This window comes from Streptomyces sp. WG7 (assembly GCF_049975785.1).
Lineage (GTDB): Bacteria > Actinomycetota > Actinomycetes > Streptomycetales > Streptomycetaceae > Streptomyces.
The window spans coordinates 83,251-101,098 of sequence record NZ_JBNGGE010000013.1 but is presented as its reverse complement, the minus strand read 5'-3'; the positions used below and the strand labels follow the sequence as shown (position 1 = coordinate 101,098).

Genomic DNA, 17,848 nt, shown 5'->3' with positions numbered 1-17,848 from the left:
CCTGAAAGGACAGCCCGGTCAGGGGACCGGTGTCGCTGAGGCCGCCCACGGTGACGAGTACCTGGCCGACATGACCAGCCCGGTCGAAAACCCCAGCAAGGTGTTTCCAGGCGGCGAAGAGTGAGTACGGCCCGGACGAGTACCAAGCCCGCAGCTACGGCGTGAACCACGTCCCCGACTACGAGGCAGACGTTGCCTGATGTGGCACTGGAGAGACCCCTCGGTCGCCCACCGGGCGTCGGCGACGCGCATGCAGGATCCCTCTTCGAGTTCACAGCCTGCGCTCGGCCTGAGACGACCGGTGAGGGTCGGTGCGGACGTGCGCACGCACCCCCTGCAGGCCGAACAGGATGAGAAGCTCGACCGCGCCGCCGTCGGCGCTGCCCAACCAGTGGGGCAAGGACGTGTCGAACTCGGCTGCCTCACCGGCCGGCAGCGTCAGGTCGCGCTCGCCGATCACGAGCCGCAGGCGTCCGTTGAGCACGTAGAGCCATTCGAAGCCTTCGTGGGTCTGCGGGGTCGGTTCGAGTGGTTCCGGCTGGGCGGGGATCACCATCTTGAACGCGTGCACCCCGCCCGGTCGCCGGGACAGGGGCACGAAGGTCATCCCGAACCGCCTGATCGGCTTGAGGTGGATCCGGGGGTCGCCGGTGCGCGGGGCGCCGACGAGGTCGTCCAACGGAACGTCATAGGTGCGGGCCAGCGGCAGCAGCAGCTCCAGGCTCGGCCGACGCTGCCCGTTCTCCAGCCGGGACAGCGTGCTCTCCGACACGCCGGTCGTCGCCGCGAGGTCGGCGAGGGTGATGCCGCGGTCCCGGCGCAGCGCACGAAGGCGCGGCCCCACCGAGTCGAGCACTTCGTTGTCCGTCTCGCGATCCATCAGGCCATCTTGCCGTAACCGCAAGATTTCGTGCCACCTCGGAGGTGCCTGGCAAGACTGAACGCACACCGACACAAGGAGCCTTGATGAGCAGCACCGATGCGGTCGCGTTCTGGGACGGCGTCCACGCGGACCGGCCGGCGACCGGCGGCCCACGGCCCAACGCCCGCCTCACCGAGACGGTGACGGGCCTGCCGCCCGGCGATGCGCTGGACCTCGGATGCGGCGACGGCGGCGACGCGCTGTGGCTCGCCGGCCAGGGGTGGCAGGTCACCGCCGTCGACATCTCGGCCGTGGCGGTGGAGCGGCTCACCGCCCTCGCCCGCTCACACGGCCTGGGCGACCGCGTCGCCACCGTGCGGGCCGACTTGCACGGCTCTTTCCCGCCCGGCACGTTCGACCTGGTCTGCGCCCACTACCTGCACACCCCCTTCGACCTGGACCGGGCAACCGTCCTGCGCTCGGCCGCGTACGCACTGCGCCCGGGCGGACGGCTGCTGGTCGTGGACCACGGCTCGACCGCGCCGTGGTCGTGGAACCAGGATCCCGACATCCGCTACCCGGGCCCGCGGGAAGTCGCCGAGGGCATCGACCTGCCCCCGCGGACATGGACGGTCGAGCGGGCCGACGCGCCCCGCCGGATCGCGACCGGACCGGACGGGCGCACCGCGGAGGTCACCGACCACGTCCTCCTCATCCGCCGCACCGCATGACACGGCGGCCGGCGCCCGCACCCGGCGCAGGCAGAAAGACCACGGTGCCCAACACCGCGCCGGGCCGCCCCGCTCCCAGCGTCCGCTGGGCACTCACCCGCATGGTCGGGGAAACCGGCCGTCACGCGGGTCACGCGGACGTCCTCCGCGGACTCATCGACGGCACGACCGGGCGTTGATCCACCTTCTCCAGGACAGGAACCCATGATTACCGCACCACGGGCGCTGCCGCGCCGTTTACTCCGATCCGCGCGCACGGCGGCAACCGTCGTCCTGACCCTTCTGCTCACGATCGGCGCCGCGGCCTGTTCCCCGCCGGCAACCGGCGACGACGTCCCCGCCCACGCCGCCGTCACCCGCGACGATCCCCGGTTCCAGGACACCTTCCGACACGAGTTCGCCGACGTCGACGGCGTCCGTATGCACTACGTGACCGGCGGCAGCGGCACGCCGGTAGTGCTGATACACGGGTGGCCACAGACCTGGTACAGCTGGTGGCCGGTCATGCCGGAACTCGCCGAGCACCACACCGTCTACGCCGTCGACCTTCCCGGACTGGGTGACAGCACCGGTTCACCGACCGGCTACGACAAAGCCACGCTGGCACGGTACGTGCACACGCTGATCGCGGATCGACTCGGGTTGAGTGACGCCCGTGTCATCGGGCACGACCTCGGCGCCGCGGTGGCGTTCCAGTACGCCAGCCAGTTCCCCGACGACACCGCACGCCTCGGCTATCTCGACCTGCCGCTGCCCGGGCCCGCGATCGACGCCCCCACCTACCGCTCACTGAGCTGGCACATCGCCTTCCACTCCCAGCGACGGGTCCCCGAGACGGTCGTGGGCGACGACGTCCGCGAGTACCTGGCACTGTTCTATCCCCAAGTCTCGTTCGGGGGAACGGCGTTCGGTGGCACCTCTGACCGGTCCCCGTTCACCGCCGCCGAGATCGACGAGTACGCACGGACCTACAGGCGGCCCGAGGCCCTGTCGGGCGGCTTCGAGCTCTACCGTGCCCTCGACGAAGACGTCCGCGACACCGTGGCAGCAGCACCGATATCCGACCCGGTCCTGCTCATGACCGCCCAAGGACAGCTGGACGCGATCCGGGGCACCGTGGCCCCGCGCATGACCAACATCGTGCGGGCGGTGGACGTGCCGAACGCCGGGCACTGGCTCGTCGAGGAGAACCCCCGGTTCGTCACCGCGGAGCTCTTGCGTTTCCTCGACGGATGACGGGACTACGAGGCGAACGCTGCCTGATACGGCGCTGGCGGGCGGGCCGCACGACTGCCGCCTCATGCCGCCGCCTCATTCCGGCGCCGGTGCCGACGCGATCGACGTGATGGAGTCCGGGCCCACCCGGCAGCACCCGCCGACCAGTCGTGCCCCCGCCGCCCGCCAGCTCCGCACCAGCTCGGGGGCGAACGAGGAACGCCCCCGCCACGCCCTGGCCCGCGCGTCCCAGGTCTCCCCGCTGTTGGGGTAGGCGACGACCGGCTTGCCGGTGATGCGGGCGGCGGTCTCGGCCGCGGCCGTCACGTCCTCGGGGGCGCAGCAGTTCACGCCCACCGCGATGACCTCCTCCGCGTCCGCCGCCAGGGCGAAGGCGTCCTCCAGCGGCTGACCGGCGCGGGTGCGGCCGCCCACGACCGTGTACGACAGCCAGGCGGGCACGCCGAGTCCGCGCACCGCCCGCAGCAGCGCCGCCGCCTCCTCGGTGTCGGGCACCGTCTCCAGGGCGAGGACGTCCGGCCGGGCGGCGGCCAGGACTTCCAGGCGGGGCCGGTGGAAGCGCTCCAGCTCCCCGGCGCCGAGCCCGTACCGGCCGCGGTACTCGGAGCCGTCCGCGAGCATCGCGCCGTACGGGCCGGCCGACGCCGCCACCCACAGAGGGCGGGCCGTCCGGGCCCGGCGGGCGGCCTCCCGGGCCAGCTCCACGCTCAGGGTGAGCAGTTCGGCCGCGCGCTCCCGGCCGATGCCGTGCCGGGCGAAGCCCTCGAAGGTCGCCTGGTAGCTGGAGGTGATCGCCACGTCCGCGCCCGCCTCGAAGTACGCGAGGTGTGCTTCGGTGATCGCTTCGGGCTCCTCGGCGAGCAGCCGGGCCGACCACAGCTCGTCGCTCAGGTCGTGCCCGGCCGACTCAAGTTGGTTGGACATCCCGCCGTCGAGCACGAGGGGGCGGCCGGAGGCGAGGGCGTCGGCGAAGTCGCTGGTCATGGCTCGACAGTAGTCACTCCACGGGGTGGGACCGGAGGTCTTGTCCCCCGTGAGAGCTACGGCGAGGTGTCCACCGTGAGGTGACGATCTTCGGCTGCCGGATCCGTAGCGTCGGGTGCAGTCCGCGGCACTCCGGCCGCGGGCCGCCCGGTCTTGGAGTCAAGGAGTTCTCCCGTGAGGTTTGTCTGGCAGTTCCTCGCCGTCATGGCGATCTACGCCATCAGCGGAAGTGCCGTCATGGCGGTGAAGGAGAACGACTGGCTCACGCTCGTCGTCGGTCTCACCTCGGCCGCGCTCGCGGTGCTCGTGTACGGGTGGGTGGTGCGGCGCACCGAGCACCGGCCGGCCCTGGACGTGGCCCGGAAGGGTGCCGTGGGCAAGACCGGGTGGGGGATCGTGATCGGTGTCGGGATGTTCTCGGCAGTCATCGCGAACCTCCTCGTCGCCGGGCACTACGAGATCGACGGCCTGGGCTCGGTGACGGGCGCGCTGGGGCTGGTCGGCTTCATGGCCGGCGTGGCCGTGGCCGAGGAAGTGGTGTACCGCGGTGTGCTGTTCAGGATCATCGAGGAGCGCACCGGTACGTACATCGCGTTGGCCCTGACCGGCGTCGTGTTCGGCCTCTCGCACCTGATCAACGAGAACGCGACCCTGTGGGGCGCGATCGCCATCGCCATCGAGGCCGGCTTCATGCTCGCCGCCGCGTACGCCGCCACCCGCAACCTGTGGGTCCCGATCGGCGTCCACTTCGGCTGGAACTTCGCCGCGGCCGGCATCTTCAGCACCGAGGTGTCCGGAAACGGCGCCAGCCATGGCCTGCTGGACACCGCGATGTCGGGTCCGAAGCTGCTCACCGGCGGCGCATTCGGACCGGAGGGCAGCGTCTACGCGGTCGGCTTCGGAGCGCTGCTGACGATCGTGTTCCTGTGGCTGGCCCACCGGCGCGGCAACATCGTGCCCCGCTCCCGGCGCGCGGCGCGTGTCGATTCCACCGCTACACTTTCCCGGTGATCGGTCGTCGGCGGATTCTGGAGCTGTGGCACCGGCTCGACGTCACGGTCCGGGATCTCCCCTTCGGGGTGCTGCTCCTCGTCTCGTCGCTCCTGCCGGGGCTGCGCGGCAACGGGACGGAGGTCGGCGGTCTGCCGACCCAGTCCCTCGACGCGCTGGGCGGCGCGGCGCTCGTCCTCCAGTGTCTTCCGCTCGCCCTTCGCCGGCGGTGGCCGGTGCTCTGCCTCGCCCTGGTCGCGACCGGCTTCGCCGTCGACCAGATCAACGGGTACCACCTGATCGCGGGTACCGCGCTGCCCATCGCGCTGCTGAGCGCGGGGTCCTATCTGGAGCGGTACCGGCGGGTCACCCTGGTCGTCCTGTCCGTGGCGTACGTGCCGCTTGCCGTGGTGCTCCACCGGCGCGGTCCGGGGGAACCGGCGGCCGAGTTCGTGACGTTCTACCTTGCCATGGTCCTCGCGTGGGGTGTCGGCGTGTGGATGCGCTCCGTCCGGGCCGCGGAGGCCGAGCGCCGGGCCCGTGTCGCCGACGACGCCCGCGCCGCCGAACGCACGCGTATCGCACGCGAGTTGCACGACGTCGTGACCCACCACGTGACGGCGATGGTCGTCCAGGCCGAGGCGGCACGGTATCTGACCGCCGCGCCCGAGCGCCTCGACCAGAGCCTGACCGCCGTCAGCGACACCGGCCGGCGGGCCATCACCGACCTGCGGCACCTCCTCGACCTGCTCAACCCCGACCACGGCACCCCGCTCGGCACCGACCACGGCAGCGAGAGCAGGACGCCGCCCGTCGGCAGGCTGCTCACCCTCGTCGAGCAGACCCGACGGGCCGGGCAGCCGGTGGAGTTCACCGAAGAGGGCACGCCGCCCACCTCGACCGGCAGCGCGGACCTCGTGGCCTACCGGGTCGTGCAGGAGGCCCTGACGAACGCCCTCAAGTACGACCACGGCAGCCGCACCTCGGTCCTGGTGCACCACGGCGAAAGGGAGATCACCGTGGAGGTCGGCACGGACGGGTCCGGTTCGCGGGCCGCGTCGCCCGGCGGAAGCGGACGGGGCCTGGCCGGTCTGCGTGAACGGGTCGACGTCCTGGGCGGCGACTTCAGCGCGGACCACAGGGAGGGCGGCGGCTTCGTCGTCCGTGCCCGCATACCCGCGGGGAGCCCGTCATGAGCGCGCCGGTCCGGGTCCTGGTCTGCGACGACCAGGTACTGATCCGCACCGGGCTGGCGACGATCATCGACGCCCAGCCCGACCTGGAGGTGGCGGGCGAGTGCGGGGACGGCCGGGCCGCGGTCGACCTGGCCGGCGAACTGCGCCCGGACGTCGTGGTCATGGACGTCCGCATGCCGGTGCTCGACGGCATCGAGGCGACCCGCCTGCTGGCCGGTGCCGGGGTGGCACATCCCGTCAAGGTGCTCGTGGTGACGACGTTCAACCTGGACGAGTACGTGTACGAGGCGCTGCGCGCCGGAGCGAGCGGGTTCCTGCTCAAGGACGCGCCGCCGGACCGGCTGCTGCACGGCATCCGTACCGTGGCCATGGGCGCGGCACTGCTGGACCCCGACGTGACGCGGCGGCTCGTGGGCCGGTACGCCGCCCGCATCCGGCCCGCCGAGGGCACCCCGCGCGACACCCCGCTGACCCCCCGGGAGACAGAGGTCCTCCGCCTCATCGCGGACGGCCTGTCCAACAGTGAGATCGCCGCGGCCCTCGTGATCAGCCCCGAGACCGTCAAGACCTTCGTGTCCCGCATCCTCGCCAAACTCGGTCTGCGCGACCGGGTCCAGGCAGTCGTCTACGCCTACCGCCACGGCCTGGTGAACTGACGCGCCGCTCGGCTATCGGCGTCCGACCCGTTGACCTCTCCATGCCACACCCTTACCTTTTCGACGTTCGTAATCACAGATGGTGTTCGACATGACGAACCAGTCGTGTCGGGCGCCCTGTCGAGAGGCAGCCCGCATGAGCCGCGCCGACGATCAGCCCGCCCAGCCCAGCCGGCCCAGCCGGTCCGGTCAGCCCGTTTCGCCTGACGGGCCCGCAGCCCCGGGGCGACGCCTGCTGTTGAAGGGCGCCGCGGTCGCGGGGGCCCTGGCCGCCGTCCCCGCCGCCGCGTCCGCCGCCACCGCCGCGTCCGCCTCCGCCACGCCGAGGAAGGCGGCCCCGTACGTGAACCCGCTCGTCCGCAACCGCGCCGACCCGCACATCCGCCGGCACACCGACGGCTTCTACTACTTCACGGCGACCGCCCCCGAGTACGACCGCATCATCCTGCGCCGCTCCCGCACCCTGGACGGTCTCGCGACCGCCCGCGAGTCCGTGATCTGGCGCAAACACGCCACCGGCGACATGGGCGCGCACATCTGGGCGCCGGAGATGCACCGCGTCGGCGGGAAGTGGTACATCTACTTCGCCGCCGCGCCCGCCGAGCGCGTCTGGGACATCCGCATCTGGGTCCTGGAGAACTCCCACCCCAACCCCTTCCGGGGCACATGGGTGGAGCGCGGCCAGGTGAAGACGGCCTGGGAGACCTTCTCCCTGGACGCCACGACCTTCACCCACCGCGGCACCCGCTATCTCGCCTGGGCCCAGTACGAGCCCGGCATGGACAACAACACCGCCCTGTGGCTGTCCGAGATGGAGAACGCCTGGACGCTGAAGGGCCCTCAGATACGGCTTCCACACCCGAGTACGACTGGGAGTGCGTCGGCTTCAAGGTCAACGAGGGCGCGTCGGTCATCGCCCGCAACGGCCGCCTGTTCATGACCTACTCGGCCAGCGCCACCGACGCCAACTACTGCATGGGCCTGCTGACCGTCGACGCGGACGCCGACCTGATGGACCCCGCGAACTGGTCGAAGTCGCCGACGCCCGTCTTCACCAGCAACGACGCCACCGGCCAGTACGGCCCCGGCCACAACTGCTTCACCGTCGACCGGGACGGCCGCACCGATGTCCTCGTCTACCACGCCCGCCAGTACAAGGAGATCGACGGCGACCCGCTCGACGACCCCAACCGGCACACCCGCATCCAGCGGTTCGGCTGGAAGGCGGACGGCACACCGGACTTCGGCGTCCCGGTCGCCGACCACGCGGGGCGGGGGCGGGCGTGAGACGTTCAGCCGCCGTCACCCTGGTCGCCGTCGCGCTGGCCGCCGGAGCCCTGACCGCCGTACCCGCTCAGGCCCGGACCGGGGCACAGGACGGCGCCCACGGGATGGCCGACTGCACCGCCACGGCCTGCCACTTCGACGTCCCGCCGGGCACGTACGACGTGAAGGTGCTGCTCGGGGGCGAGGATGCCGCCCGGACCGCCATCGGCGGTGAGACCGGGCGGTCGCTGCTCGCGGAGACGGCCACCGGGGCCGGTGAGCGGGTCGCCCGGAGCTTCACCGTCGACGTGCGCACGCCCGAGGGTGAGCCCACCGGACCCGACGGCAGCCCGGGCCTGGACCTGGTGATCGGCGGTTCGGCGCCCGCCCTCGCCGGTATCCGGGTGACACCCGCCCGGCACGCGCGGCAGGTCCTGTTCGTCGGGGACTCCACGGTCTGCGACCAGCCGGGGGAGCCCTATTCCGGCTGGGGCCAGCAGCTGCCGCGGTACCTCCGCAAGGGCCTGTCCGTCGCCAACCACGCCGACTCCGGGGAGAGCACGGTCAGTTACCTGGCCGACCAGCGGCTGTGGGGCACCGTGCGGGCACGGATCCGGCCCGGGGACCTCGTGCTCGTCCAGCTCGCGCACAACGACAAGACGACCGACGGGGCGACCTACCGCGCCAACCTCGAGACGCTGGTGGCGGGCGTGCGGGAGCGCGGCGGCCGGCCCGTCCTCGTCACGCCGGTCGTGCGCCGCTGGTTCAACGCCGACGGCACCCTGAACAACGGCACCGCCCTCCTCGTCAACGGACTCGGCGTCGACCACCCGGCCGTCATCCGCTCGGTCGCCGCCGCCGGGGGCGTGCCCCTGATCGACCTGACCGCGAAGACCAAGGCGCTCGTGGAGTCCCTGGGCGTGGAGGGCTCCAAGGCCCTCTACCTCACCGACGAGAAACGGGACAACACCCACACGTCCGCGCACGGCGCCACCGTCTACGCGGGCCTGGTACGGGACGAGCTGGTCGCCCAGCACCTGGTACCGCGCGGCACGGTACGGGCACGGTGAGCGTCCGGCCTCCGGCGGCGAAGGGCAGCCGGAGGCCGGACCACCCGCGCGCGGGGGACGGGGACACTTCGGCGCGCACCGAAACAACCGGCCCCTAGCGTGGGGGACATGAGCGACACGAACACCGCCACCACCGTCCCCCTCACGCCCGCCGCCGCGGTCACCGGCATGGTCGACCACGTCCTCGCCCTGGCCGCCACCTGGACCCGGTGGGACGGGCGGCCCGCGCACGTCGACGGCCGCGTCTACACCCCGCACAAGGCGATCCGCCGGGTCGCCGACCACATGGTCGACCACCTCGCCGAGCTGGAGGCCCGGCTGGCCGGCGAGGAGACCCAGCCCGACCACTGGCACGCCTCCATGATCACCACGGACGCGGACCGGTCCCCCTTCACGGCCGAGGACCTCGACGAGGCCCGCAGCCGCCTCGTCCGGCTCGCCCGGATCTGGGCCAACCGCCTCGACGCGCTCACCGACGAGCAGCTCGACCACTCGCCCGGCGAGGGCTGGAGCTTCCGCGAACTCGCCGTGCACCTCACCGAATCCGTGTACTACGCCGACGCGGTGGGCGATCTGTCGTGACCGCCTTCGCCCGCCTCCATCGCCCCGGCGAACCCCTGCTGCTGCCGTGCGCCTGGGACCACGCCTCCGCGCTCGCCCTCGCAGGGCAGGGCTTCCGGGCCATCGGTACGACCAGCCTGGGCGTCGCGGCGGCGAGCGGGCTGCCGGACGGGGCGTCGGCGACCCGCGAGGAGACGCTGCGGCTGGCCGTCACCCTGGGCTCGGCGCCGTTCCTGCTCTCCGTCGACGTGGAGGACGGCTTCAGCGACGACCCCGACGAGGTGGGGGAGCTGGCGCGGCGGCTGGCGGCGGCCGGAGCGGTCGGAATCAACCTGGAGGACGCTCTGGGCCCCGCCGACCGGCACGCGGCCAAGATCGCCGCGGTCAGAACGGCGGCCCCCGGCCTGTTCGTCAACGCGCGCACGGACACGTACTGGCTCCGCGAAGGCGAAGGCGAAGGCGAGGGCGAGGGCGAGGGCGAAGCCGAGGGCGGAGGCGCGGGCGACGGAGACGCAGGCGGTGAGGGGCGCGCGGCGGAGACGGTGCGGCGCCTGGAGGCCTACCGCGAGGCCGGTGCCCACGGCGTCTTCGTCCCGGGCCTCACCGACCCCGGCGGGATCGCGGCCCTGGCCGCGCACTTCGACGTGCCTCTCAACGTCCTCTACTCGCCCACCGGCCCCTCGCTGCCGCACCTCGCCGACCTCGGCGTGGGCCGCGTCAGCCTCGGCTCGCTGCTGTACCGGCGGGCGCTGGGCGCGGCCCTCCAGGCGGCGGCCGACATCGGTGCGGGCCGGTCCCCGGGCGGCGCGACGCCCGCGTACGACGAGGTGCGGGCCCTGAGCCGACCGGTCCTCCGGCGGGCCGTCCCATGACACCGGTTCGTCGCCGTCAGGCCTGGCGGGCGTAGGACGTGAGGCGATCGGCGAACGCGAGGACGAGGTCGCGCAGTTCATCGGGGCGCTCGACGACGAACGGCCGGTCGAGTGAGGCGAGCACCGGGGGCAGCCAGTCGAGCCGCTCGGCCCGCAGCTCGACGCGCAGCCAGCGCTCGGCCGCCCGGTCCCCGCCCGCCACGGGCTCGTGTTCCTCCAGGCTCGCGACGCCGGCGGGCAGGCGGGCGCGGATCTGCTCGACCGTCCCGTGGATCCGCAGGGTCACCTCGTGCCGGTACTCGGCCGTGGCGAACGCTGACACCACACGCTGTGCCGGAGCGGGGCCCGCGGGCGCTTCGAACGAGCCGGGCAGGGTCCGCGCGTCCGCGATGCGATCGAGCCGGAAGGTCCGGTCCTCGCCGATCCGGGCGTCCGCGCCCGTGACGTACCACCGGCCCGCATGGGCGACGATCCCGTACGCGTGCAGTGTGCGCTCGCTGCGCCGTCCGTCGCGGTCGGTGTAGCGGATCGAGACCGGTCGGCGGTGGCGCACCGCGTCGGCGACGGTGAGCAGAACCCCGGCGTCGGGGGTGGCGGACTCTCCGGGCCGCTCCGTGAAGGCGAGGGACTCCAGGAGGGTGTCGAGCCGACGGGCGATGTGCTTGGGCAGCACCCGCCGGATCTTCGCCGACGCCGTCTCGCTCGCCGTGTGCTGCGCCGTCGTCAGCCCTGCTCGGCGGCCGGCGACCAGGCCGAGCAGCACGGCCAGCGCCTCGTCGTCGCTGAGCATGAGCGGAGGCAGGCGGTAGCCGGGGGCGAGCCGGTACCCGCCGTAGCGGCCGCGCACCGACTCCACGGGCACGTCCAGGTCGATCAGCTGGTCCACATAGCGCCGCACGGTGCGTCCTTCGACACCCAGCCGGTCGGCCAGTTCGGCCACCGTCCGGGTGCCGCCCGACTGCAGCAGCTCCAGGAGCGTCAGCACGCGGCCAGTGGGTCGGGACATGTTCGCAGCCTAACGCGGATACAGGACCGATTCTGTCCACTATCTCTCCTGGCCTGCGCGGTGCACGCCTCCAGTACAGCCAAGGAGATCCCATGGACTTCGTCTCGATCCGCATCATCACCAGGGACGTGGCACGCCTCGTCGAGTTCTACGAGCGAGCCACCGGGGCGCGGGCGACGTGGGCCACCGAGGACTTCGCCGAACTCAGGACCGAGGGGCCACCCTCGCGATCGCCGGCACCCGCACCGTCCCGCTGTTCGCCCCGGGCTCCGCCAGCCCGGCGGACAACCACAGCGTGATCACCGAGTTCCTCGTCGACGACGTGGACCGTGTTCACCGGAACCTGACCGGCTTCGTCACCGACTTCGTCAACGGGCCCACCACGATGCCCTGGGGCAACCGGTCACTGCTGTTCCGTGACCCCGACGGCAACCTCGTCAACTTCTTCACCCCCGTCACCCCGGCGGCCGTCGAGAAGTTCTCACGCTGACGCCACGCAGAGCGTGCACCGGGAGCCCTGGGATCCCAGGACTCCCGGCGCTCCCGGTGCTCCCGGTGAACGCGGTCACCGAGTGCCGGAAGGTCCCGAGGAACCCCTCAGGCCGCGTCCGTCCGCTCGCGCGGCCAGTGCTCCAGCGCCACGTGCAGGGCGTCGACCGCCTTCTCCCAGGAGGCCTGTACGTCGCGCGGGGCACCGAAGGCGCCGGCGGCCTCCAGCGCGCAGTAGCCGTGGAAGGTGCTGCGCAGCAGGCGTACGGCGTCGGTGAGGTCGGGCTCGGTGAGGCCGTAGGCGTGCAGCATGCCGTAGGTGATCTCGGCGGTGCGGCGCAGGGCGGGGGAGCCGGCGGCGACGGACTGGTCGACGCGGATCTGCGTCGCGGCGTAGCGGCCGGGGTGGCGCAGGGCGTACGAGCGGTAGGCGCCCGCGAAGGCGGCCAGCGACTCCTTCCCGGCCCGGCCGGCCACGGCCGCCGCGATCTCCTCGATCAGCTCGCCGCCGGCCAGCAGCGCGACCCGGACGCGCAGGTCCTGGAGGTTTCTGACGTGTGTGTACAGGCTCGCGTCCTTCACCCCGAAGCGTCGGGCGAGCGCGGAGACGGTGACACTCTCGAACCCGGCCTCGTCGGCGAGGTCGGCGGCGGCCGCGACGACGCGTTCGGTCGTAAGGCCCGCTCGGGGCATGGGCCACCTTCCCTCTTCCTAGGGATCCTAGGTTTCATGCTAGAGCAGGCAGGGCGGCAGGCGGGGCTCATCTCCGAGTCGTTAAACGTTCATCTTCTGCCTCGATTCTCCTCGGAGCCGCGCACGGCGGCGGTATCCAGGAGGAACTTCATGGGGCACGGACACGGTCACGGGCACGGCCATCACCACCACGGACACGCACACACGCACGACCACGACCACGAGGCCGCGCAGCCCCTGCCCGCCGCCTTCGACACCAGCGTCCCCGACGAGGCCCTGAGCCCCGAACAGCAGTCGCGCCGCGGTCTGCTGCGCCGTGCGGGTCTGCTCGGCGCCGGACTGGCCGCCGGCACCGTCCTCGCCCAGACCGCGGCCGCCGCCCCCGCGCAGGCCGCGGGCAACGGCCGCCGCAAGAAGGGCTTCCTCTGGCTCGCCGGCGACCACCACATCCACACCCAGTACAGCAGCGACGGCAAGTACCGCGTCGTCGACCAGGTCCGCCAGGGCGCCCGGCACGGCATGGACTGGATGGTCATCACCGACCACGGCAGCGTCACCCACGCCAAGATCGGTGTGGAGAAGGTCAACCCGGACATCCGCGAGGCCCGCGACACCTACGAGGACACCCTCGTCTTCCAGGGCCTGGAGTGGAACATCCCGGCCGCCGAGCACGGCACGGTCTTCGTCCACCCCGGCAAGAACGAGGTCTCCGTCCTCAAGCAGTTCGAGACCGGCTACGACGGCGGAGTCAAGGGCGCCACCGCCTCCACGCCCGCCAACGAGGCCCTCGCCGTCGCCGGACTCTCCTTCCTCGCCGACCAGGTGAAGCGGCGCAAGGTCAAGGACGCCCTGATGCTCGCCAACCACCCGGCGCGCAAGGGCATCGACTCCCCGCACGAGATCCGCGCCTGGCGCGACGCCACCGGCACCGGCGACCGGCAGATCGCGGTCGGCTTCGAGGGCGCCCCCGGCCACCAGGCCGCCGGCCTGCCGAAGCCGCTCGGCATGGGCCGCGCCCGCGGCATCTACGACGGCAGCCCCGGCGCCAACTCCTTCCCCGGCTACCCGCTGGAGAGCTACCGCACCTGGGGCGGCTTCGACTGGATGACCGCCACCGTCGGCGGCCTGTGGGACAGCCTGCTCGCCGAGGGCCGCCCCTGGTGGATCACCGCCAACTCCGACTCCCACCAGGTGTACGGCGACACCGCCGCGCGCGGCGGCGGCGACTTCAACGCCAACGGCCGCTACGACGACCCGGTCTACGCCGGCCGGATCGACGTCACCGAGGGCGACTACTGGCCGGGCCAGTACAGCCGTACGCACGTCGGCTCCGACGGCTTCAACTACGCCGCCGTCATGGACGGCATCCGCGCCGGCCGCATCTGGGTCGACCACGGCCAGCTCATCAGCGGCCTCGACGTGCGCGTGTCCGGCGGCGGCCGCTGGGCCACGCTCGGCGGCGCCCTGCACGTCCGCAAGGGCACCCGGGTCACCCTGTCCATGGACGTGGCCCTGGCCGGCGGCCCCAACTGGGCCGGGTTCACCCCGAAGCTGGCCCGGGTCGACGTCATCCAGGGCGACGTGACCGGCGAGGTCGCCGACAAGGACACCTTCACCGCGCCGACGGCCCGGGTGGTCAAGTCGTACGAGGTGAACAAGGACACCGGCACCGTCCGGCTCACCTACGACCTCGGCCGCGTCGACCGCCCCGTCTACCTCCGTACGCGGGGCACCGACGGCAACCGGTCCGCCGTCGGCGCGCTGGGCGCGAAGGTCGACCCGGCCGGTCCCGCCATCGACGTCGTGGGGGACGCCGACCCGTGGCGCGACCTGTGGTTCTACTCCAACCCGGTGTGGATCCTGCCGTCGTGACGCAGCCCTCCGCGCCGTACGTCATCGGCATCGACACCGACGCGGCGACGTTGCGCGAGGCCGACCACCTGCTCGAGGCGCTCGCGGCCGAACTCGACCTCCCCGAGGGCGTCTTCGGCTGCACGCACCTGGTGCGGGACGGCCGCCCGCGCGTCGCCCTGTCGCTGGCCGCCGAACGGGAGCCGGTCCTGCGCACCGCCCGGGACCGGCTCACCGCCCAGGGGTACGAGGTCCGCGACGGCGCCCCGGACGAGGTCGGCCGCGCCGTCCTCTACCCGGGCGCGGGCGCCCTCACCGGCACACTGACGCTCGCGGAGCTGCTCGCGCGCTCCGCGATCGACCGGGTGACCGTACTGGGCACACCGGGCGAACCGGACCCGGACATGAGGCTGGTGACCCGGGAACACGTCCGACCGCAGTGGCAGAACGGCCGTCTCGTCCTGTCCGCCATGCCCGCGGCGGGCGGCACCCTGGTGCCCTTCGAGGACCCCGACCCGACGCCGTGCTGTGCGGACCACTGACGACGTCCGCACGGGGGAAAACCCCCCGGTGGCACACGGGTTGACCGCATGGCCGTGCACACGGTCCGCTTCGTACGGTCGTCGCATGAACCGGACGAGCAGAGTGATGACGGCCGCGGCGGTGGCCGCGGCCCTGGCAGTGAGCGGAACGGCCGTCTCCGTGGCACAGGAGGCCCCGGGCGGGCCCGCCGGGCCCGTCCGGGTCGCGGCGGACGGCGCGCGGGGAGCGGTCGTCTCCACCGAGCACCTGCGGACGCTGTCCGCCGGCGAAGTGGTGGCCGAACTGGCCGGCGACGAGGAGGGCGCCTGGGACACCGGCACCGTGCGGTACGGGGTGGACACCTACCGGATCGTGTACCGCACGGTGGACCCGCACGGGCGCCCCACCACCGCCAGCGGCCTGCTGGCCCTGCCCCGCAACGGCGAACGACGGCTGAGCACCGTGTCGTTCACCCACGGCACCGAACTGTTCAAGGGGGACGTGGCGTCCGTCTCGACGAGCGTGTGGGACCAGGCCCCCGCCCTCACCCACGCCTCCGCCGGATTCGCCACGGCGCTCCCCGACTACCTGGGACTGGGCCTCGGTCCGGGACCGCACCCGTGGATGGACATCCCCTCCGAGACCACCGCGGCCCTGGACATGCTGCGCGCCTCCCGCGCCGTCGCCGCGGAACAGGGACGCCACCTGCGCCGCGAGGTGTTCGCCACCGGCTTCAGCCAGGGCGCCTCGGCGGCGCTGGGACTCGCCCGGGCGCTTCAGGAACGTGCCGACGACTGGTTCCGGCTCGGCGCGGTGGCACCGGTCAGCGGCGCCTACGCCTTCCGGGACGTGGAACTGCCCGCGCTGTTGGCCGGGGAGACGGAACAGAAGGCCGGTGTGATCTACGCGGCCCTCACCCTGGTCGCCTTCAACCGGCTGCACCACCTCTACGACAGCCCCGCCGAGGTGTTCGAGGAGGACTACCACCGCACGATCGAGGGCCTGCTCGACGGCACGCACCCGGGCCAGGACGTCGTGCTCGGCACCCCGGACACGCTGGAGGACCTGCTCACACCCCACGGCCGGGCCATGCTGGAGCACCCTTCCGGGAGGCTGGCGGAGGCCCTGCGGGTGACCGACGGGGTGTGCGCCGACTGGACACCGCGGGCCCCGCTCCGGCTCTACTACGCCGAAGGCGACGAGCAGGCCGTCACCGCCAACACCGCCCACTGCCGGGCCGCCCTGCGTGCCCGCGGCGTCCACGTCCGGACCGTCGACCTCGGCACCCCGGACTACGAGAACTCCCGGCACCTGGGCTCGCACCAGGCGGGCACCGCGGCCGTGGTGCGCTGGTTCCGCTCCCTGGCCTAGAGGCCGGGGAGGGCGGGGAGGTCGGGTGCCGGTGTGCTCGCGTGCGTGAGTGAGTGCGGGCGGGCGCCCGGCCGGGCACGCCCGCCGAGCGGTGCGGTACCACCGCTCGCGAGACCGGAGACCGGAGACCGGAGACCGGAGACCGGAGACCGGAGACCGGAGACCGAGACCGAGACCGAGGCCGGGGCGCCCGGGCGGCTCAGCCGGCCAGCACCCCCCGTACGAACGCGTTGGTGAACTTCCCCGCCGGGTCCAGCGCCCCGGCCAGCGCCCGGAAGTCGTCCAGCCTCGGGTAGAGCGCGCGCAGCGCCCCCGCAGGTGTCGTGAACACCTTCCCCCAGTGCGGCCGGGCCGCGAAGGGTGCCAGTGCCGCCTCCAGCCGCCGCACCACCGGCAGCACCGCGGCCGTGTCCTCGACCCAGGTGAAGTGCGCGGCCACGGTGTCCCGGCCGTAGGAGGGGCTCAGCCACTGCTCGTCCGCGGCGACCGTGCGGATCTCACAGGTCTGGAGAACGGGCGCGACCACCTCCCGTATCGCGTCCATCGCACGCAGGGCGTCCAGCGCGTGCTCGCGCGGCATCAGGTACTCCGACTGGAGCTCGGCGCCGCTGCTGGGCGTGAACTCGGCGCGGAAGTGCGGCAGCCGCTCGTGCCAGGGGCCCGGCACCCCGAACTGTTCGGTGCAGTTCACGGCGGGCATCCCCGGCACCGGATGCATCTTCTCGGTGGCCGGCGCGGCGTACGGGAAGTCGGGCAGCGGCCGGTCGGTGCGCCGCTTCAGCCACACCTGCCGGAAGCCGGGAGCCCGCCAGTCCGTGAAGAGGCTCACGCTGTACGCCGCCGCCACCACCGCCTCGAACGTCGCCGTGTCCAGGCCGTCCAGCGGCAGCTCGGTGAAGACGTGCTGCTCGACCTCGTAGGCCGGCTCCAGGTCGAGGGTGAGCGAGGTCACGACGCCCAGCGCGCCGAGCGAGGTCACCGCGCCGCCGAACCGCTCGTCGCCGCGCGCGACGGTCACCGTCGAGCCGTCCGCCGTGACCAGCTCCACCTCGCGCACGGACGAGGAGAGCGGCCCGTTGCCCACCCCGGAACCGTGCGTGCCGGTCGCCACCGACCCGGCGACCGAGATGTGCGGCAGCGAGGCCATGTTCGGCAACGCCAGCCCCCGCCCGTGCACCAGCCGGGCCAGCTCCGCGTACCGGACGCCGCCGCCGACCCGTACCGTACGGGCCGCCGTGTCGACGTCCACCTGGGCCGGCAGCGCGGCCAGTGACAGCAGGACGCCCTCGGTCCCCGGCTCGGCGATCTCGTTGAAGGAGTGCCCGCTGCCCAGCACCCGCACCCTCGCGCTGTCCGCCACCAGGGCCCGCAGCGCGTCCAGTGAGTGCGGCCGGAGCAGCTCCTTGGCCGTGTACGTGATGTTGCCGGCCCAATTGGTCACCGTGATGTCGCTCATACCGCGGAAACCTACCCGGCGCGTCTGGAGGGGCCC

General features: G+C 72.8%; 16 protein-coding genes and 3 pseudogenes. 14 read left to right on the top strand and 5 right to left on the bottom strand.

What is annotated here, in order from left to right; translation table 11 throughout:
• Positions 1-271: 271 nt before the first annotated feature.
• The gene (locus ACP4J0_RS16255) at positions 272-880 is read right to left on the bottom strand and encodes a helix-turn-helix domain-containing protein (protein ID WP_426599383.1); all 609 of its coding nucleotides are present in this window, start codon (positions 878-880) and stop codon (positions 272-274) included.
• 86 nt (positions 881-966) lie between these two features.
• Between ACP4J0_RS16255 and ACP4J0_RS16250 the strand changes: the two genes are divergently transcribed.
• From ACP4J0_RS16250 to ACP4J0_RS16240, 3 genes and pseudogenes are all read left to right on the top strand, one after another.
• On the top strand, positions 967-1,593 hold the full coding sequence (locus tag ACP4J0_RS16250; RefSeq protein ID WP_426599382.1) for a class I SAM-dependent methyltransferase: 627 nt from the start codon (positions 967-969) through the stop codon (positions 1,591-1,593).
• 38 nt (positions 1,594-1,631) lie between these two features.
• Positions 1,632-1,772 (top strand): annotated as a pseudogene (locus ACP4J0_RS16245) (DUF664 domain-containing protein); the annotation flags it as partial.
• Positions 1,773-1,797: 25 nt separating this feature from the next.
• Positions 1,798-2,829: an alpha/beta fold hydrolase gene (locus ACP4J0_RS16240; protein WP_426599381.1), complete on the top strand. Its 1,032-nt coding sequence runs from the start codon at positions 1,798-1,800 to the stop codon at positions 2,827-2,829.
• Positions 2,830-2,904: 75 nt separating this feature from the next.
• Here ACP4J0_RS16240 and mmuM read toward each other — a convergent pair whose 3' ends face one another.
• Positions 2,905-3,813 carry a homocysteine S-methyltransferase gene (gene mmuM, locus ACP4J0_RS16235; RefSeq protein WP_426599380.1) on the bottom strand — a complete coding sequence of 303 codons (909 nt, stop codon included), beginning with the start codon at positions 3,811-3,813 and terminating at the stop codon, positions 2,905-2,907.
• A gap of 174 nt (positions 3,814-3,987) precedes the next feature.
• Here mmuM and ACP4J0_RS16230 point away from each other — a divergent pair, with 174 nt between their 5' ends.
• The 7 genes and pseudogenes from ACP4J0_RS16230 (at position 3,988) to ACP4J0_RS16200 (ending at position 10,424) form a co-directional block, all read left to right on the top strand.
• Positions 3,988-4,824 carry a CPBP family intramembrane glutamic endopeptidase gene (locus ACP4J0_RS16230; RefSeq protein ID WP_426599379.1) on the top strand — a complete coding sequence of 279 codons (837 nt, stop codon included), beginning with the start codon at positions 3,988-3,990 and terminating at the stop codon, positions 4,822-4,824.
• Positions 4,821-5,999 (top strand): sensor histidine kinase, encoded by a 1,179-nt coding sequence (locus ACP4J0_RS16225; protein WP_426599378.1) that lies wholly within the window; start codon positions 4,821-4,823, stop codon positions 5,997-5,999. Before ACP4J0_RS16230 ends, ACP4J0_RS16225 begins: the two co-directional genes overlap by 4 nt.
• Positions 5,996-6,655: a response regulator gene (locus ACP4J0_RS16220; RefSeq protein ID WP_426599377.1), complete on the top strand. Its 660-nt coding sequence runs from the start codon at positions 5,996-5,998 to the stop codon at positions 6,653-6,655. The genes ACP4J0_RS16225 and ACP4J0_RS16220 overlap by 4 nt, the downstream gene beginning before the upstream one ends.
• Before the next feature lie 136 nt (positions 6,656-6,791).
• Positions 6,792-7,942, top strand: a pseudogene (locus ACP4J0_RS16215) (glycoside hydrolase family 43 protein).
• Positions 7,939-8,991, top strand: a complete 1,053-nt coding sequence (locus ACP4J0_RS16210; protein ID WP_426599376.1) for a rhamnogalacturonan acetylesterase — start codon at positions 7,939-7,941, stop codon at positions 8,989-8,991. The pseudogene ACP4J0_RS16215 and the gene ACP4J0_RS16210 overlap by 4 nt, the downstream one beginning before the upstream one ends.
• A 108-nt stretch (positions 8,992-9,099) precedes the next feature.
• Complete coding sequence (locus ACP4J0_RS16205; RefSeq protein ID WP_426599375.1) at positions 9,100-9,573, top strand: hypothetical protein; 474 nt, start codon at positions 9,100-9,102, stop codon at positions 9,571-9,573.
• On the top strand, positions 9,570-10,424 hold the full coding sequence (locus tag ACP4J0_RS16200; protein ID WP_426599374.1) for an isocitrate lyase/PEP mutase family protein: 855 nt from the start codon (positions 9,570-9,572) through the stop codon (positions 10,422-10,424). The genes ACP4J0_RS16205 and ACP4J0_RS16200 overlap by 4 nt, the downstream gene beginning before the upstream one ends.
• A gap of 16 nt (positions 10,425-10,440) precedes the next feature.
• Here the strand turns inward: ACP4J0_RS16200 and ACP4J0_RS16195 are convergent, their stop codons facing one another.
• On the bottom strand, positions 10,441-11,430 hold the full coding sequence (locus tag ACP4J0_RS16195; protein ID WP_426599373.1) for a helix-turn-helix transcriptional regulator: 990 nt from the start codon (positions 11,428-11,430) through the stop codon (positions 10,441-10,443).
• A gap of 92 nt (positions 11,431-11,522) precedes the next feature.
• Between ACP4J0_RS16195 and ACP4J0_RS16190 the strand changes: the two are divergent.
• Positions 11,523-11,920 (top strand): annotated as a pseudogene (locus ACP4J0_RS16190) (VOC family protein).
• A 107-nt stretch (positions 11,921-12,027) separates the two neighbouring features.
• Here ACP4J0_RS16190 and ACP4J0_RS16185 read toward each other — a convergent pair.
• Positions 12,028-12,612 carry a TetR/AcrR family transcriptional regulator gene (locus ACP4J0_RS16185; protein ID WP_426599372.1) on the bottom strand — a complete coding sequence of 195 codons (585 nt, stop codon included), beginning with the start codon at positions 12,610-12,612 and terminating at the stop codon, positions 12,028-12,030.
• 150 nt (positions 12,613-12,762) lie between these two features.
• On the opposite strand from ACP4J0_RS16185, the gene ACP4J0_RS16180 reads away from it, so the two are divergent.
• The 3 genes from ACP4J0_RS16180 (at position 12,763) to ACP4J0_RS16170 (ending at position 16,356) form a co-directional block, all read left to right on the top strand.
• The gene (locus ACP4J0_RS16180) at positions 12,763-14,484 is read left to right on the top strand and encodes a PHP domain-containing protein (RefSeq protein ID WP_426599371.1); all 1,722 of its coding nucleotides are present in this window, start codon (positions 12,763-12,765) and stop codon (positions 14,482-14,484) included.
• On the top strand, positions 14,481-15,005 hold the full coding sequence (locus ACP4J0_RS16175; RefSeq protein ID WP_426599370.1) for a hypothetical protein: 525 nt from the start codon (positions 14,481-14,483) through the stop codon (positions 15,003-15,005). The genes ACP4J0_RS16180 and ACP4J0_RS16175 overlap by 4 nt, the downstream gene beginning before the upstream one ends.
• A gap of 85 nt (positions 15,006-15,090) precedes the next feature.
• The gene (locus ACP4J0_RS16170) at positions 15,091-16,356 is read left to right on the top strand and encodes an alpha/beta hydrolase family protein (protein ID WP_426599369.1); all 1,266 of its coding nucleotides are present in this window, start codon (positions 15,091-15,093) and stop codon (positions 16,354-16,356) included.
• Positions 16,357-16,555: 199 nt separating this feature from the next.
• Here the strand turns inward: ACP4J0_RS16170 and ACP4J0_RS16165 are convergent, their stop codons facing one another.
• Positions 16,556-17,812 (bottom strand): FAD-binding protein, encoded by a 1,257-nt coding sequence (locus ACP4J0_RS16165; protein WP_426599368.1) that lies wholly within the window; start codon positions 17,810-17,812, stop codon positions 16,556-16,558.
• Positions 17,813-17,848: the final 36 nt, after the last annotated feature.